The sequence below is a fragment of the Longimicrobiales bacterium genome, from assembly GCA_029245345.1.
In the GTDB taxonomy this organism is placed as follows: Bacteria; Gemmatimonadota; Gemmatimonadetes; order Longimicrobiales; family Gaopeijiaceae; genus CALFPJ01.
In genome coordinates this window covers 286,170-301,828 of record JAQWPM010000021.1, presented here as the reverse complement: position 1 = coordinate 301,828, position 15,659 = coordinate 286,170, and the positions used below count along the sequence as shown (strand labels likewise).

Sequence of the window (15,659 nt, the reverse complement as noted above, 5' to 3'; positions counted from 1 at the left end):
GGTCGGACGAGGGTGGACGATGCGGAAGGTTGGTGCAGTGATGGCGTTGAGCCAAGAGCGTAGCCGTTTGGTCCGTCGGTTAGGGACGCGGAAGAGCAGAGTCCGAGAGGGACTCGTTGTGGTCGAGGGCGTGCGAGCGGCCCGCGAGGCTTTGATGGCGCGTATGGAAGTGCGCTTCGCTGTGACGACCCCACGCCTCGGTGAGCTGACCGGGGGGCAGGATTTGGCCGATATCTTAGGTGACTCCGGCGCGGAGCTCGTCGAGGTCGGCGATCGTGATTTGAGTGAGTTGTCGGACACGGAGCATCATCAGGGGGTGCTGCTGGTCGTGAAACAACCGGTCACGGATCTCTCTGAAGTTGTGCAAGCTTCGCGTTGCTTGATACTCGACGCGATCCAGGACCCGGGGAACGTCGGCACCCTCGTTCGAGCGGCACGTGGTTTTGCCGTGGACGGGGTGATCGCGCTCGACGGCACTGTGGACGTCTGGAGTGCCAAGGCAGTAAGAGCTTCGGCGGGCGCTGTTTTCACCATGCCTGTGGTTCACGCGAGATGGGAAGAAGTGCTGCCGGCGCTGAGTGAGGAGGGCGTACCTGTCTTGGTCGCGGACAGTGCAGGACGAAGCGTGCGGGAATGGAGGGAGCGGCAACGATTCGCACTTGCGGTGGGAAATGAGGGAGCCGGTGTCAGGCCTGAGATCCTAGAAGCTGCTGCGGGGGTAGTATCGGTTCCCATGCCCGGCGCCACGGAGTCCCTTAACGTGGGGATGGCAGGAGCAGTCCTTCTTTTTGAGCTGACACAGGAGTACAAAGGGTGATCGAAGGTTGGCTCGTAGCCGTCGTGGCGGGGCTGTTCGGCCTGTTGTTAGGGTCGTTTCTGAACGTCTGCTCGCTGCGCTGGCCGATCGACGAATCGATTGTGTCGCCAGGATCGAGGTGTCCGAAGTGCCTCGAACCCGTCCAGTGGTTCGACAATGTTCCCGTGCTGAGTTGGGTGATTCTGCGGGGTAGATGTCGGTTTTGTTCAGAGCCGATCTCCGTGCAGTACCCGTTGGTGGAGTTTGCGACGGGCCTCATGTGGGCGGGTGTGTTCGCCGCGCATGGCCCCACGCCGGAAGCGCTTCGGGGGGCGGTTTTCCTCACGATACTCTTCGGCATCGCAGTTTCGGACGCGCGCTTCTTCATCATTCCAGATCAGTTCTCATTAGGCGGGGCGGTGATCGGCTTTGGGATGGCGTCCTTCCCGGGAGGAATCGAATGGCTCGAGTCCCTCATCGGGGCAGTTGTCGGTTACGGCGTTCTGTGGTTCGTAGGGTTAGCCGGGACGTGGGTCATCAAGAAGGTGTGGCCGGGTCGCTTGGAAGAGGCGGGTGTGGATCAAGCGATGGGCGGTGGCGATATCAAGATGATGATGATGGTCGGCGCCTTTGTGGGCGTGTGGGGCGTGGGCCTCACGATCTTCTTGGGGTCGATTCTAGCGCTCATGGTGTTTGGCCCAATCGCGTCATTCTCCAAGCGTTTGATTCCCCTCGGCGTCTTCCTCGCTGCAGCGGCCGCGATCGTTTACGGCTGGGGCGACCTGATGGTGGGGTGGTACCTCACCCAGGTCGTCGGGTTGCCCGGTTGACCGCATGAGCCGAGTTCCTCTCGACGCACGCGGGAAGCCCGCTGTTCGCGCGGCTTTCCTGGGGTCGCTGCTCTTGATCGGCGCATGCTCTGCGGGAGAGCCCCCGCCGCAGGCGCGGGATGGAAGCGCCGAGATGGTTCAGCGGTTGTCCGATCTCGCGAACGGGCTCGACCGCAGACAAAGTCCCTTCGCCAATGAGGCCCGAGTTGCAGCGTTGGCCGCGCGCGGTCCCGACGGGGGGCTTCAAGGGGAAATGACCTACCGAGGCCAGCTCTCAGAGCAACTCGTGTATTCCGGGCGTTTCGCTGAGGCTGCGGACAGTCTCGCTTCTTTGCTCCACGACATCGATGGACAAGGAGGTCGAGTGCCACCGGAGTTCCGAAGCGTCATCGCGGACCTCGAGGCGATGGCACTGCTGAAATGGGAAGAGCAGGAAGCTTGTGTGGTTCAATCACAGGTGTCGCGTTGCTTGGTGCCTGTCACAGGGATGGCCAGTCGTCCGGATGATGCTCCTGGACACGCCGCTGCCGAACGCCTCGAGGTGCTCCTGTCGTCGGACCCGGACAATCTTCAGAATCGCTGGCTTTTGAATGTTGCGTACATGCTGCTGGGCGAATATCCACAGGGAGTCCCGCCGCGTTGGTTGGTTCCGCTGGAGTCGTTTCGAGACGACTACGAGATGGACCGCTTTCCGGATGTATCAGGCGTGCTCGGCATCGACGACGTGGGGCATGCAGGCGGAGCGATTCTGGACGACTTCGATCGCGACGGAGACTTGGATGTCGTTACGTCGGGCTGGTTGCTCGAGGACCAGATGCGCTATCACGAGAACGACGGTTCGGGTGGTTTCACCGACCGTACAGAGGCTGCCGGGCTTACCGGGTTTGTCGGCGGACTCAACATGAAACATGCCGACTTCGACAACGACGGCTTTCTGGACATCCTCGTTCTGCGCGGTGCCTGGCTCTCCTATGGCCAGCCTAATTCACTTCTTCGTAACCGTGGTGACGGCACCTTTGTCGATGTCACGGAGGCTGCAGGGCTTCTGGATGCATTCTCGACGCAAACGGCCGATTGGGGTGATTTCGACAACGACGGATGGGTCGATCTCTTCATTGGGAACGAGGCATCTCCTGGGCGGAGGGACGGGAGCCAACTCTTTCGAAACCGCGGTGATGGCACATTCTCGGACGTGACCCGTGAGATGCGTTTGGACGTCGTTGGCTTTGTGAAGGGGGTCACGTGGGGAGACATCGACAACGATGGCGATCTCGATCTCTTCGTGTCTCTGTTGGGGGCCACTAATCGACTGTTTCGCAACGATGTGACGGAAGCTGGCAAACGTCTGTTCGTGGATGTTTCGGAGTCGGCAGGTGTCACTGAGCCGGAGACCAGTTTCCCTGCCTGGTTTTGGGATTATGACAATGATGGATGGCTGGACCTCTACGTCTCTGGATATCGGGCCCAGGTCTCTGACATAGCTGCGGAGATCCTAGGACAGGAGTCCGACGGTGCACCACCTCGGCTCTATCACAACGAGGGGAACGGAACGTTCTCTAACGCCACTGCGGCGGCGGCACTAGAACGCGTCCAGTACGTCATGGGCTCGAACTACGGGGATCTCGATTTAGATGGTTATCCCGATTTTTATGTGGCCACTGGTGATCCGGCATACGAGTCGATGATGGCGAATCGGATGTTCAGGAACGCTGAAGGAGCCCTCTTCCAAGAGGTCACCACCACGGGGGGCTTTGGCCATCTGCAAAAAGGGCACGCCGTTTCGTTTGGTGACGCGGACAACGACGGCGACCAAGACATACTGGTCAACATGGGAGGGGCGACACAGGCGGATCGCGCGCGCAACGCGCTCTTCGAAAATCCAGGAAATGAGAGTCGGTGGCTTACGCTACGCCTCGAGGGTGTTCGCTCGAACCGGGCAGCGATTGGGGCGCGGGTGAGAGTCACGGTAGAAGGAGGGGGGCGTGAGCGAACCGTACATTCTCGTGTGACCGGTGGAGGGAGCTTCGGCGCGAACAGCTTGCAGCTCGAGATCGGTATTGGTGCTGCCAGCCGGATCGTATCGCTCGAAATCGACTGGCCGGTAAGTGGTGAGACTCAGCGGTTCGAGGCCGTGGAGATGGACTCGGTGTACCGGGTGGTAGAGGGTGCCCCCACGTTAGAACGCGTCGAGGCCCAGCCGTTTGCCCTAGGTAGATCCCTAGCGGGCAATTGATTGTGCGCCGCGTAGCAGGACTCCTTCTAGTGCTCGGAACCGTGGCGTGCGGGGATGCGCCGCTTCCGGAATGGCACGTCGAAGACGGATACCGGTGGCGAGAGGTCGTGGTCCCTCGAAGGGGCAGTGCCGGCTTCCAGGTGGTGGACCTCAGCCGTGCAGGCATTGACTTCATCAATGCGGTTCGGCAGGAGGACGCGCTTCAAAATCGGCACCTTACTCACGGATCTGGCGTGGCACTCGGAGATGTGGATGGGGACGGGTTGGTCGATGTCTTTCTTGCACGTCTGGATGGCCCGAACGCTCTGTACAAGAACGTCGGTGGATGGCGCTTCGAGGACGTGTCGGCCGCCGCGGGTGTAGAGGCAGCCGATCGGTCTTCAACGGGCGCAGTGTTGGCGGACGTCGACGGTGATGGGGACCTCGACCTGCTGCTCACAGCTCTCGGGCAAGGGAACGCCCTCTTTGTGAACGACGGGGCCGGAGTCTTCAGTGAACGCCCGATTGGAGATCCCAGTGAATCGTTCGGGTCGACCACGCTCACTCTGGCAGATGTGGAGGGAGACGGTGACCTAGATCTCTATGTCGCCAACTACAAGCTGCGTTCGGCGATGGACGTGTACTCGCCGGAAGAGCGCACCTTCGACGCGATCGTCCAGGAAGGTGAGCAAGGTTTCCATGTGGCGCCTGGTCTGGAGCAGGACTTCCGTGTGGTCGAGCGGCCGGACCTGAACGCAGTGGTATACACGCAACGCGCTGAACCCGACGCGTTCTACCTGAACGACGGCCTGGGCACCTTCGAGCGAGTGTCGTTCACCTCAGGAGCTTTCTTGGATCCGGATGGACGCCGCTTGGAAGAAGAACCCGACCTGTTTGCGCTGACGGCTCGCTTCTACGACGTGAACGGAGATCGTGCTCCAGATCTGTTCGTCGCGAACGACTTCGAGGATCCCGACCACTTCTGGATCAATCAGGGTGATGGGTCGTTCCGAGCGGCCCCGAGGTTGTCTCTCCGAGCCACGAGCAACGCGGGAATGGCTGTAGACTTCGCAGACATCGACCGAGATGGAGATGTCGATTTTTTCGAGGTCGATATGCTTAGCCGGCAGCGGTCGCTGCGCATGCGACAGGTGCCCACGCACACCGCACTCCCGAAGCAGCTCGGGATGATCGACGACCGCCCTCAGATGATGCGGAACACGCTTTTCCTCAACCGCGGTGATGCCACGTTTGCGCAGATCTCCGAGATGGCCGGTGTGGAGGCGACCGGATGGTCTTGGGCGACGATGTTCCTTGACGTGGACTTGGACGGCTTCGAGGACATCCTCGTCTCAACGGGTCACACCTGGGACATCATGGATGCGGACACCCAGCGGCGGCTGGGGACACTCGAATACGACTGGCGGGAGGAGTTCCTCCTGTTTCCGGCACTCAAGCAACCGAATCGAGCGCTGCGGAATCGCGGCGATCTCACGTTTGGGGAGATGACCGACGAGTGGGGCTTCGCACCCTCAAGCGACATTTCCCACGGCCTGGCCTCCGCCGACTTCGACTTGGACGGTGACCTGGATGTGGTGGTCACCCGTCTGAATGCCCCGCCTCTGTTGCTGCGAAACAGCGGCACATCTCCGCGGGTCGCCGTTCAGCTCAGCGGACGAGCGCCGAACACTGGTGGGGTTGGCGCGGTCGTGCGCTTGAGCGGAGATGGCGTGCCGGCCCAGTCCCGTGAGGTGACGTCCGGGGGCATGTACCTGTCCGGCTCGGGGCCTACGCTGACGTTCGCGGCGGAACCCGGTTCCGGGCACACGATCGAAGTCATCTGGCGCGATGGATCTGTGACCCAGATCGATGACGTCAGGGCTGATCGGGCCTATGAGATCGACCAGTCGACTGCGACAGAGCGGATCGTCGGCGTCGGTCCGCCTGTCGAAGAAATGGCCAGTGGCCAGCACTTTGAAGACGTCTCGAACCTCCTGGCGCACGCGCATTTCGAATCCGAGTACGATGACGCAGCGCGCCAAGCCTTACTCCCAAACGAAATGTCTCGACTCGGGCCGGGCGTGACGTGGTACGACGTGGATGGTGACGGTGCGGAAGACCTCCTTGCTCCTGCGGGGCGGGGCGGACGCATGGCGGTGTTTCGCAATGTTGGAGGCGCCTTCACCCCGCTGGAGGGATGGAGTATCCCGGCTGCCGGGGATCAGACGGTAGCGCTTCCGGTTCCGGACGAGAGGGGCGGTTCCAGGATTCTGGTGGGGCAGTCCAGCTACGAGTCTGACTCTCCGAGCATGGCGTTGAGCCTGCCCTCCGTTGTCGCCCTCGGGCCGGATGGCGGTGCCCAGGAGGTGATTGGACCCGACACCACCAGCATCGGCGCCATGGCCGCCGCTGACGTGGACTCGGACGGAGATCTCGACCTGTTCGTCGGCGGGCGGGTGATGCCTGCGGGGTATCCCCTAGCGGGGAGCTCGCGGCTCTTCCTCAACGAGTCGGGGACCTTCGCAAAGGACAGCGAAAACGCATCGGTCCTTGGTCGCTTGGGCATGGTGTCGGCGGCGACGTTCTCTGACGTGGACGGAGATGGCGACCCGGATTTGTTGGCCGCGGTGGAGTGGGGCGCGGTCGTCTTGCTCATGAACCAAGGAGGTCGCTTCCAGAGGGCGGGCCCGGAGTGGGGCTTGAATCAGACGGGTCGATGGAATGGGATATCGGCCGGTGATTTGGATGGAGATGGGCGCATGGACTTCGTGGCCACCAACTGGGGAAGGAACACACGATTCGCTCCCCGGCCGGATCACCCTCTGGTGCTCTACTTTGGGGACATGGACCGAAATGGGTCACTCGATGTGGTTCGTGCACAGAGCGAAACGAACGGTGGGCCTCTCATGCCATTGGACCGTTTCTCTCGCCTGGCGGCCGGAGTCCCTCGGCTGAGTCAGATCGTAGAGAGTGTGGCTGCATACTCGGAAGCGACTATGGATGAACTCTTCGGCGAGTCGCTGGAGAGAGCGGGGCGATACCAAGCGACGACATACGACCACACGCTCTTCCTCAACAAAGGTGATCATTTCGAGTCGGTGCCTCTCCCCGTGGAGGCGCAGTTCGCGCCCGCTTTCGCAGTAGCAATCGCGGACTTGGACGGGGACGGCGCGGAAGATGTCTTTCTCGGTCAGAACTTCTTTCCCACGGAGACCGACGCGCCGCGGCTGGACAGTGGGCGCGGGTTGTGGCTCCGGGGCGATGGTGCGGGTGGGCTCACAGCGGTTCCTGGGCAGGTCTCGGGTGTTGACGTTTGGGGTGATGCCAGAGGGGCGGCATTCTCCGACTTCGACGGTGACGGCCGAGTCGACCTGGCTGTCGCTCAGAACGGCGCGGCTCTGCGGTTGTTCCGGAACCGGGGTGCCGAGGTCGGACTCCGCGTGAGGCTATTGGGGGCAGCGGCGAACCCAAGGGCTATCGGGGCCACCATTAGACTGGTCTACGGGGATCGTATGGGCCCGGCTCGTGAGGTTCGGCTTGGCTCTGGGTATTGGTCCGTCGATGGTGCCACCCAGGTGCTTGGCGGTCGAGCCGGCGCGACCGCACTCCAAGTGCGTTGGCCGGGAGGTGCGGTGTCGGAGGCAGTGCTTTCCGACGGGGATTTTGAGATCGAGGTACGAGAGCCCGCGGGTTAGTCCGCTAGGGGTCGGAGCAATCGCGCTGATACCCGCAGTCCTTGCACACCAGCTTGCAATGCCGGTCGATCATTGGACCGCCGCACAGGTCGCACGTTGGGGGAGGGCCAGAGGGAACTCCCATTTGGGCTCCGCTGCTCTTCACTGGCCCTGCTTCATTCACATGCATCCCCTTGGATGCCCTGGGCGAGATACTCGCGCGACAGCTCGACGTAGTGTCCCCCTCCGCCGGCGATCCACTCGGCGGCGGACCCCTCCAGCGTCTTCTTAATCACGCCGGGCACTCCTGCCACGACGCTTCTGGCCGGGATCGCCGCGCCCTCGAGAACAACTGTGCCAGCGGCGAGCAGGCATTCTTCACCGATCGTCGCGCGTTGGAGGATGACCGCGTTCATCCCCACCACGGTCCGGTCCCCGATCGTACAACTCTCGAATTTCGCGCCGTGCCCCACCGTCACGTCAGCCCCGATGACGGTCGGCTGCCAGGCACCCACGTGCACCACACAGTTGTCTTGGACGCTCGTGCGTGCGCCGACGATGATCCCGTTATCCGGGTCGTCTCCTCTCAGCACCGCCCCGAACCAAACGCTCGAGTTCTCTCCGATCGTGACGTCTCCGATTAGAACTGCGGTTGGGGCCAGAAACGCAGAAGAGTGCACCTGCGGAGACTTACCATTGAAAGGCAGGAGAAGCGCCATCAGTCCGAGTCTGGGCCTGTAACGGTGGGCAGGCGCGTCACACGCGCGCGCAGAACCTGAGTCTCTGAAGCCTCGATGATGTCGATGCGGACACCGTGGCGCTCGAAGGTCTCACCTTCAGGAGGGACGTGGCCCAGTTCCTCCAGGATGAGACCATTAAGTGACCGATGTTCGACCTTCGGAAGTGCCACGCTGAGTGCTTCGTTGATGTCACGCACGTCGGCCCCTGCATCGCACTCAACGGCGAAGTCGGAAACGCGAACCACCCCTTGTTCTGCGACGTCGGTCTCGTCGTGGATCTCACCAACGAGTTCTTCCACCACGTCTTCCAACGTGACGAGACCATCCGTGCCACCGAATTCGTCGGCAACGATACCCATGTGGATCCGTCGGGATTGGAAGTCCCGGAGCAACTGGGCACACGACAGCGAGCCCGGCACGAAGAACGGGTCTCGCGACAGTTCGCTGAGTTTCACGTCTCGTTGCCCGTTCGCCAATCGCTCGTAGACCTCACGTACGTAGACGATGCCAGTGACGTTGTCCACTGAGTTGCGGTACACGGGGACCCGACTATAAGGGACATCGGCGAGCGAATCGTGGATGTCACTGAGGACGAGCTCTTCCTCCCATGCGAAGATGTCGACGCGCGGGACCATTACGTCCCAAGCCGCGAGTTCGTCGAGTCGAAAGGCTCGCTCGACCAAGATATTCTCCGATTCCTCGAGGATTCCAGCTTCTTGGCCGATCTCCTGGATTTCGCGGAGTTCTCGCTCTTCGGTGCTCACGTCCTCATCACCGCGTCCGACCCAAGCCTCCTCAAGGCGAGACACGGGCACCGCGACGAATCGAGTCACGCGGGTCAGGGCCAGGAGGCCCGACGCCGAGGACAGCGCCAACCGTACCGGATTGCGAGCCGCGATCAGGCGCGGGGCGATATCGCCGCCAACGAGCACGAACAGAACCCCAACCACGAGATTTACCCAGGGGCTGCCGTTCCCGAGGGTCCATGCCCCGGTCACAATGCCCGCTCCCATTGCAGTGAGGTTCAGCACTCCCGTCGCTAGCCGCACGCTGGACCCTACGAGCGCTGCGTGTCGGCGAACCTCCGTGAGGGCCTCGGCGCCGGCGAAACCTTCTTCTTGGAGCGTACGAAGCCGGGACGAGCCGATCTGGAACGCGGCCGTCTCAGCCGCGGTGAGAAGTGCGGACAGCAAGAGGAAAAGCCCGATGAGGCCTAGCACCATACCCGTCATGAGCCTCCGCCTGTCGCATCGGCCCTGCGGTTTCTACTCGGAGGGTGGTCAGGCCCTCCGGAATCGCGACCTATGTCCAACCTTGGCTCTCCTCGAGGAGCTCCCGAATTACATCACGTGTTTTACGACCGTCCGCCTCGGCTTCGAAGTTCAAGACCACGCGGTGGGCGAGAACGGCGGGTGCTATCGCGCGCACGTCATCATACGATGGGATGGCCGAACCTCGCGAGGCCGCACGAGCCTTGGCGCCAAGGACGAGGTATTGAGAAGCACGCGGTCCGGCTCCCCATGCTGCGTATTTTGCACAGACTTTGGCAGCGTCGGCCCCCGGGCGCGTCGAGCGCGCGAGGCGCACCGCGAACGACACCAACGACGGCGGAGCGGGGATTCGCCTCACGAGTCCCTGCAATTCGATCAGTTCTTCCGCCGTGATCACCGGTCGGATCTCGTCTTGCTCCGCCCCCGTGGTCTTCATGGCGATCTCTTCCTCTTCGTCCTTCGTCGGATAATAGATCGGCAGCTCGAGCATGAATCTGTCGAGTTGAGCTTCCGGAAGAGGGTACGTGCCTTCCTGCTCGATGGGGTTCTGCGTGGCGAGCACGAAGAACGGGGGGCTCAGTTGGTATGTGTCGCCGGCGGCGGTCACTGAACGCTCCTGCATCGCCTCTAGCAGGGCAGCCTGCGTCTTGGGCGGCGTCCGGTTGATCTCGTCCGCCAAGACGATGTTCGCGAAGATAGGTCCTTTCACAAACCGGAAGACTCTTTTTCCGGTGGTTCGGTCTTCTTCGATGACTTCCGTACCCGTGATGTCCGTAGGCATGAGATCAGGCGTGAACTGGATGCGACTGAAATTCAGATCCAAAGCCTCTGCCACAGTCTGGATGAGGAGCGTCTTCGCCAAGCCCGGGACACCAACTAACAGCGCGTGCCCGTTGGCCATCAGGGCGTTCAAAAGTTCGTCTACGACTTCGTGTTGTCCGACGATCTTCCGACTGACCTCGCGGCGCATCAATTCCGAAACCTCGGCTACCCGTTCGAGTAGTTCGATGTCGCGGTCGACGAGTGCTGTGTCTGACATTGTGGTCATGCCTGTCCTGTGGGCCGACGCATCCGGTGACTCGCTGGCGTGCGACACCGAAAAACTGGTTGATATAGTAGGGAGCAAAGATACTCAATTCACCTGACACTGATCCGTAGAAAAGTGCTAGGATCCTCGGGCTGCGGCGGGGTGTGGGCCGACGCGAAGATAGGCCTGGGATTTTCCAGTAGTCAAGCGCCCCATTCGTCCCTTGGTCTCGGCCTAGATCGCGCTTGCGCTTTTTTTCACAAGCGGTAATTTATCCTGGCTATGACGGGTAGCGTGCTCTATCTGTGTGCGTATCTGTCAGCAGTGAAGGAGTTGGACTTGGCAGGAGACCAGCGGGGGGGTGACCCTCGAGAGATCATGAGAGCCTCTGGGCAATTCATGGGACACGGACTCCAGTTGGCACTCTCGGTCCTTCTTTTTTTGGGCGTGGGGGCGTGGTTGGACTCTAGGCTCGACACGGGGCCGTTCCTGATGCTTCTGGGAGCGTTTGTCGGAGCATGTGCTGGATTCTATAGTCTCTATTACCACATTGTGATCGAACCCAAGTTGCGGAAGAAAGACTCGCATGAATAAGGCTGCAAAGTACGCAGTCTCTGGGCTGTGCTTCGTTGCGCTCGTCACACTCGTGTCGTGGCCATTTTTGGATCCGGCAGGGCGCCGCGGAGTTGTTATCGCGGGTGCGGTTGCTCTCCCGATCCAAGTGACCGCGTTATGGGCGTTGTTGCGCTTCCGCGGTCAGTTGAACGGCTTTTTGGCCGCGTGGGTGGGTGGGACACTGCTTCGGATGCTGGTGGTCGCGGCGGTGGCAGTTTATGCCATACGGTCGAGTGTTGAGGGAGCGGTACCGATGCTCTTAGCCCTCGCAGGCTTCTTTTTTGGACTTCTCATGCTCGAGCCGATGTATTTCAAGCCCGAGCCGAGCGAAACGGCTTAGATGAAGCTCTTAGGAATGCTCAGCATGTTTCAGGGTGGCGCGCAGGAATACGCGCCGGCGGCGGAGGGGACTCCGCCGGACCTGCAGGGCATGCTCATGCACCATTTGCTCGACGGTAAGGAGATCGAGTTCGAGGTCCTGGGTAGGGGCTTTGTTTGGCATCTCCCCACCTGGGAGCCCATTCACATCGGCTCGCTCACGCTCGATCTGTCGCCTACGAAGCACATTGTCTTCCTCTTCTTGTCCGCCGTCCTGTTGTTGTTCGTGTTTCTGCCGATCGGCCGGGCTATGAAGGGCAAGTACAAGGATCGCGCTCCGAGTGGGCTGGCGAATGCCATGGAGGCTCTCGTCCTCTACTTTCGGGACGAGGTGGTCCGGCGAAACATCGGCCATGGAGCCGATGCTTACACTGGATATATCCTTACGCTGTTCTTCTTCATTCTGGCCATGAACTTCTTGGGGCTCGTTCCCTTTGGTTCAGCGGCCAGTGGAAACTTCATGGTCACCGGCGCCTTGGCCCTGGTCACCTTCATCGTCGTAGAGATCTCCGGCATGCGCGCCCTAGGGTTCCAGGGTTACATGAAGACGATCTTTTACGCCCCGCCGGGGCTCAATCCGGTGGGGACGGCGATCATGCTCGTGATTCTTACCCCGGTGGAATTTCTCGGGAAGCTCACGAAGCCGTTCGCTTTGATGATTCGTTTGTTCGCGAACATGTTGGCCGGGCACACGCTCGTCCTGTCCCTGTTAGGGATGATCTTCATGTTTGCGAGTGGTGGAGCTGTGATCGCCGGTGGTGTAGCGGCGGCCTCGGTCACGATGGTTATCGGGATTATGCTCCTGGAGGTCTTCGTGGCCTTCTTGCAGGCCTACATCTTTGCGATGCTGACTGCGGTCTTCATTGGCCTCATTAGGCATGCGCACTAAGTGCAGTTTGTGATTTCAACCAGTCGTTAAGACGACAATTTTTCAAGGAAGCATCGACATGCTCGACGCAATGCTGGCTGTGTTCCAGGACGCGGCCCTCGACGCCGACACCGCCAAGAACAACCTGAGCTTGCTCGGCGCCGGGATCGGCATCGGTCTCTCGGTCATCGGCGCCGGTATCGGCATCGGTCAGATCGGCGCAGGCGCAACGCAGGGTATCGCACGTCAGCCTGAGGCAGCCGCCACGATTCAGACGGCCGCCATCATTCTGGCTGCGCTGATCGAGGGCGCTGCGCTCTTCGGTCTCGTCATCACGATCCTCTACAAGTTCTTCTAGGTCTTTTCGGCCGCGCAGGCGGTCGTTCAGCCGGTTCTGCCGCTTCCGTCGACTGACGGCAACAGCGGTGGCCGCGACCACAGAAGAACGGATGGAGCGATTATGAGAGCGAGTCGGATAGTGCCGGCCACGCTCGCCTTGTTGGTCGCCCTCCCAGGCACAGTCTGGGCACAGGGCGGCGGAGAAGGTGGCGGAGGTCTCTTCGACATCAATACGGGTCTGAGCACATGGACGCTGCTGGTTTTCGGCGCCTTGGTGTTCGTCCTAGGCAAGTATGCTTGGGGCCCGATCCTCGAAGCCGTGGATGCCCGTGAAAAGGGGATTCAGGCTGCGATCGATGGTGCTGCGGATCAGAATGCAGAGGCCGCGCGGTTGCTGGAGGAGCACAAGTCTCAGTTGGCCGACGCACGTCGTCAGTCCAACGATCTGATCGCCGAAGGGAAGGCGGCCGGTGAGTCTGTGCGCAAGGACATCGAAGAGAAGGCCCGTGCAGAAGCGCAGGCCATCGTGGAGCGCGCGCGCTCCGAGATCGAGCGGGAAAGAGATGCAGCGCTCGAGATGCTTCGGAAGGAGTCTGTCGAACTAGCACTGGCTGCGGCTTCGCGGCTCATGTCGGAGAACCTCGACCAGGCCAAAGACCGCGAGCTCGTTGAGAAGTATTTGAGCGAGCTCGGCAAGGGAGCCGAGGCGTGAGAGACGAAACCGTCGCCAAGAATTATGCTGAGACGCTGTTCGAGCTCGCACACCGTAATGACGGCCTGGAGCAGTATGGCCAGGCCCTTCACACGGTCGCGGATTTGATCAACCAGGACTCGAAGTTTAGGGCATTCCTGGAGACTCCGCGTATTGACGATGGAGACAAGAAGGACGTCGTCCGAAGCGCGTTCGGTGACGCATTGCCCAAGCATGTCGTGAACTTTGTGATGGTTGCGATCGACAAACGGCGTCAGCGTCTGCTTCGGGCTATTTCCAGCGCCTATAACCTCCTGCTCGATGCCCATATGGGACGAGAGCATGTGGAGGTGACTGTGGCGCGGGAGGTGGATGAATCCACCAAACAGATGATCGCCGAGGGGCTGTCTAAGGCCTTCGGTAAGGAAGCGATCCCTCACATCCGGGTTAAGCCGGAAATCTTGGGGGGACTGCTCGTTCGCACCGGTGATACGATCTATGACGGATCGGTTCGCAGGCGGCTGGAAGGCATGCGGCGGAAGATGCTACAGGCACACATGCCGGAAGCGACCGCTAGTGCCGCCGAAGCCTGATCCCGATCCCTACACTTAGGACCGAATAGAAGATGGCCAACGACTCCCAGCTTCGCGCCAGCGAAATCAAGGACGTCCTCCTCAACGAGATCGAGAAGTACGAGGAGGATCTCCAGGCCGAAGAAATCGGTGAAGTCCTCGAGGTAAAGGACGGAATCGCACGCATCTACGGCCTCACGAAGGCAATGGCGTCAGAGATGCTCGAGATCACCCCGTCCGACGGCGGCGACCCAGTAACGGCTTTGGCGTTGAACCTCGAAGAGGACAACATCGGCGCTGTGATCATGGGTGAATGGGCAGGCCTGCACGAAGGTGATCAGGTCCGCCGCACGGGGCGCGTTCTCGACATTCCCGTGGGCCCAGGCTACCTCGGCCGGGTGGTCGACTCGCTCGGAAACCCGGTGGACGGGAAGGGTCCCATTGATGGGATCGCCGGCAACCGCCAGATCGATATCGTCGCTCCGGGCATCGTGGCACGGCAGCCGGTAGGCGAACCGATGCAGACGGGACTCAAGGCCATCGACTCGATGATCCCGATCGGTCGTGGTCAGCGCGAGCTGATCATTGGTGATCGCGGTACAGGCAAGAGCGCTGTGGCGATCGATACCATCATCAACCAGAAGGGCAACGGCGTCATCTGCGTCTACTGCGCCATCGGCCAGCGTGCCGGTAAGGTCCGCAGTGTCGTGGAGACGCTCCGTGAGCACGGCGCGCTCGACTACACGATTATCGTGACGTCGAGTGCTTCCGAGCCGGCGCCCATGCAGTATATCGCGCCGTATTCCGCGACTGCGCTTGCTGAGCACTTCATGTGGGAAGGCAAGCACGCCCTCGTCATTTACGACGATCTCTCCAAGCAGGCTCAGGCGTACCGCCAGCTGTCCTTGGTACTCCGTCGGCCTCCCGGACGTGAAGCATACCCGGGTGATGTCTTCTACCTCCACTCCCGATTGCTTGAGCGTGCATGCAAGCTTTCCGACGCTCAGGGCGGTGGTTCTTTGACGGCTTTGCCGATCAGTGAGACTCAAGGTGGTGACGTTTCCGCTTACATCCCGACCAACGTGATTTCGATCACGGACGGTCAGATTTTCCTGGAGCCGGACCTGTTCAACTCCGGTGTCCGCCCCGCTGTGAACGTCGGGATTTCAGTATCACGGGTGGGTGGTGCTGCTCAGACCAAGGCCATGAAAAAGGTCGCTGGACGCCTCCGACTGGACCTGGCTCAGTATCGTGAGTTGGAGGCATTCGCTCAGTTCGGGTCCGACCTCGATGCTGCGACCCAGCGTCAGTTGGCCCGAGGAGCGCGCACGGTCGAAATGCTCAAGCAGCCGCAGTACCAGCCGATGCCTGTTGAGAACCAGGTCGCCGTGATTTACGCGGTGACCAATGGCTACCTCGACGAGATCAACATCGAGCTCGTCCGCAAGTGGGAGCTCGGCTTCCAGCAGGCGATGGGTGCCAAGCATCAGGAAGTGCTCGATGACCTCCGTGAGGGCGGTGCCCTGACAGATGACGTAGTCGAGAAGCTTGTCGCGGCCATCGAGGGTTACAACGAGTCGTTCGCCGCCGAGCACGAAACTGCCGGCGCGTCGGCCTAGTTCACGCTAACGAGAACGAGGACGACA

The 15,659-nt window shown here is 61.0% G+C and carries 14 protein-coding genes; 11 read left to right on the top strand and 3 right to left on the bottom strand.

The genetic code is table 11. The features are described 5' to 3' along the window. The first annotated feature begins 19 nt into the window (after positions 1-19). Genes P8L30_12405 through P8L30_12390 form a run of 4 tightly spaced genes read left to right on the top strand, consistent with a single transcriptional unit; the run spans position 20 to position 7,533 of the window. On the top strand, positions 20-817 hold the full coding sequence (locus P8L30_12405) for an RNA methyltransferase (protein MDG2240996.1): 798 nt from the start codon (positions 20-22) through the stop codon (positions 815-817). Beyond that, on the top strand, positions 814-1,626 hold the full coding sequence (locus P8L30_12400; GenBank protein ID MDG2240995.1) for a prepilin peptidase: 813 nt from the start codon (positions 814-816) through the stop codon (positions 1,624-1,626). The genes P8L30_12405 and P8L30_12400 overlap by 4 nt, the downstream gene beginning before the upstream one ends. A 4-nt stretch (positions 1,627-1,630) precedes the next feature. Beyond that, positions 1,631-3,859 carry a CRTAC1 family protein gene (locus P8L30_12395; GenBank protein MDG2240994.1) on the top strand — a complete coding sequence of 743 codons (2,229 nt, stop codon included), beginning with the start codon at positions 1,631-1,633 and terminating at the stop codon, positions 3,857-3,859. Positions 3,860-3,861: 2 nt separating this feature from the next. Then, a complete protein-coding gene (locus P8L30_12390) occupies positions 3,862-7,533 on the top strand; it encodes an FG-GAP-like repeat-containing protein (GenBank protein ID MDG2240993.1) in 3,672 nt (1,223 codons plus the stop codon). 155 nt (positions 7,534-7,688) lie between these two features. Here P8L30_12390 and P8L30_12385 read toward each other — a convergent pair whose 3' ends face one another. The 3 genes from P8L30_12385 to P8L30_12375 all read right to left on the bottom strand — a co-directional run bounded on the left by P8L30_12385 (position 7,689) and on the right by P8L30_12375 (position 10,562). Continuing rightward, positions 7,689-8,192 carry a gamma carbonic anhydrase family protein gene (locus tag P8L30_12385; GenBank protein ID MDG2240992.1) on the bottom strand — a complete coding sequence of 168 codons (504 nt, stop codon included), beginning with the start codon at positions 8,190-8,192 and terminating at the stop codon, positions 7,689-7,691. A gap of 38 nt (positions 8,193-8,230) precedes the next feature. Next, positions 8,231-9,484: a hemolysin family protein gene (locus tag P8L30_12380; GenBank protein MDG2240991.1), complete on the bottom strand. Its 1,254-nt coding sequence runs from the start codon at positions 9,482-9,484 to the stop codon at positions 8,231-8,233. 70 nt (positions 9,485-9,554) lie between these two features. After that, entirely contained in the window at positions 9,555-10,562 is a 1,008-nt protein-coding gene (locus P8L30_12375) for a MoxR family ATPase (GenBank protein ID MDG2240990.1), read from the bottom strand. A 282-nt stretch (positions 10,563-10,844) separates the two neighbouring features. Here P8L30_12375 and P8L30_12370 point away from each other — a divergent pair, with 282 nt between their 5' ends. From P8L30_12370 to atpA, 7 genes are all read left to right on the top strand, one after another. After that, positions 10,845-11,144: an AtpZ/AtpI family protein gene (locus P8L30_12370; GenBank protein MDG2240989.1), complete on the top strand. Its 300-nt coding sequence runs from the start codon at positions 10,845-10,847 to the stop codon at positions 11,142-11,144. After that, positions 11,137-11,505, top strand: coding sequence for a hypothetical protein (locus P8L30_12365; GenBank protein ID MDG2240988.1), 369 nt, complete (start codon positions 11,137-11,139; stop codon positions 11,503-11,505). The genes P8L30_12370 and P8L30_12365 overlap by 8 nt, the downstream gene beginning before the upstream one ends. After that, positions 11,506-12,432 (top strand): F0F1 ATP synthase subunit A, encoded by a 927-nt coding sequence (gene atpB / locus P8L30_12360; GenBank protein ID MDG2240987.1) that lies wholly within the window; start codon positions 11,506-11,508, stop codon positions 12,430-12,432. Positions 12,433-12,490: 58 nt separating this feature from the next. Further along, entirely contained in the window at positions 12,491-12,769 is a 279-nt protein-coding gene (locus P8L30_12355; GenBank protein MDG2240986.1) for a F0F1 ATP synthase subunit C, read from the top strand. 102 nt (positions 12,770-12,871) lie between these two features. Next, complete coding sequence (gene atpF / locus P8L30_12350) at positions 12,872-13,462, top strand: F0F1 ATP synthase subunit B (protein MDG2240985.1); 591 nt, start codon at positions 12,872-12,874, stop codon at positions 13,460-13,462. Further along, a complete protein-coding gene (gene atpH, locus P8L30_12345; GenBank protein ID MDG2240984.1) occupies positions 13,459-14,034 on the top strand; it encodes an ATP synthase F1 subunit delta in 576 nt (191 codons plus the stop codon). The genes atpF and atpH overlap by 4 nt, the downstream gene beginning before the upstream one ends. Before the next feature lie 32 nt (positions 14,035-14,066). Continuing rightward, positions 14,067-15,632 carry a F0F1 ATP synthase subunit alpha gene (gene atpA / locus P8L30_12340; protein ID MDG2240983.1) on the top strand — a complete coding sequence of 522 codons (1,566 nt, stop codon included), beginning with the start codon at positions 14,067-14,069 and terminating at the stop codon, positions 15,630-15,632. Positions 15,633-15,659 lie beyond the last annotated feature (27 nt).

Excerpts from the sequence above, each read along its gene's own strand:
- P8L30_12405 (MDG2240996.1), top strand. The coding sequence starts at position 20 with ATGCGGAAGGTTGGTGCAGTGATGGCGTTGAGCCAAGAGCGTAGCCGT.
- P8L30_12395 (MDG2240994.1), top strand. The coding sequence starts at position 1,631 with ATGAGCCGAGTTCCTCTCGACGCACGCGGGAAGCCCGCTGTTCGCGCG.
- P8L30_12380 (MDG2240991.1), bottom strand. The coding sequence starts at position 9,484 with ATGACGGGTATGGTGCTAGGCCTCATCGGGCTTTTCCTCTTGCTGTCC.
- P8L30_12375 (MDG2240990.1), bottom strand. The coding sequence starts at position 10,562 with ATGTCAGACACAGCACTCGTCGACCGCGACATCGAACTACTCGAACGG.
- P8L30_12365 (MDG2240988.1), top strand. The coding sequence starts at position 11,137 with ATGAATAAGGCTGCAAAGTACGCAGTCTCTGGGCTGTGCTTCGTTGCG.
- atpB (MDG2240987.1), top strand. The coding sequence starts at position 11,506 with ATGAAGCTCTTAGGAATGCTCAGCATGTTTCAGGGTGGCGCGCAGGAA.
- P8L30_12355 (MDG2240986.1), top strand. The coding sequence starts at position 12,491 with ATGCTCGACGCAATGCTGGCTGTGTTCCAGGACGCGGCCCTCGACGCC.
- atpF (MDG2240985.1), top strand. The coding sequence starts at position 12,872 with ATGAGAGCGAGTCGGATAGTGCCGGCCACGCTCGCCTTGTTGGTCGCC.
- atpA (MDG2240983.1), top strand. The coding sequence starts at position 14,067 with ATGGCCAACGACTCCCAGCTTCGCGCCAGCGAAATCAAGGACGTCCTC.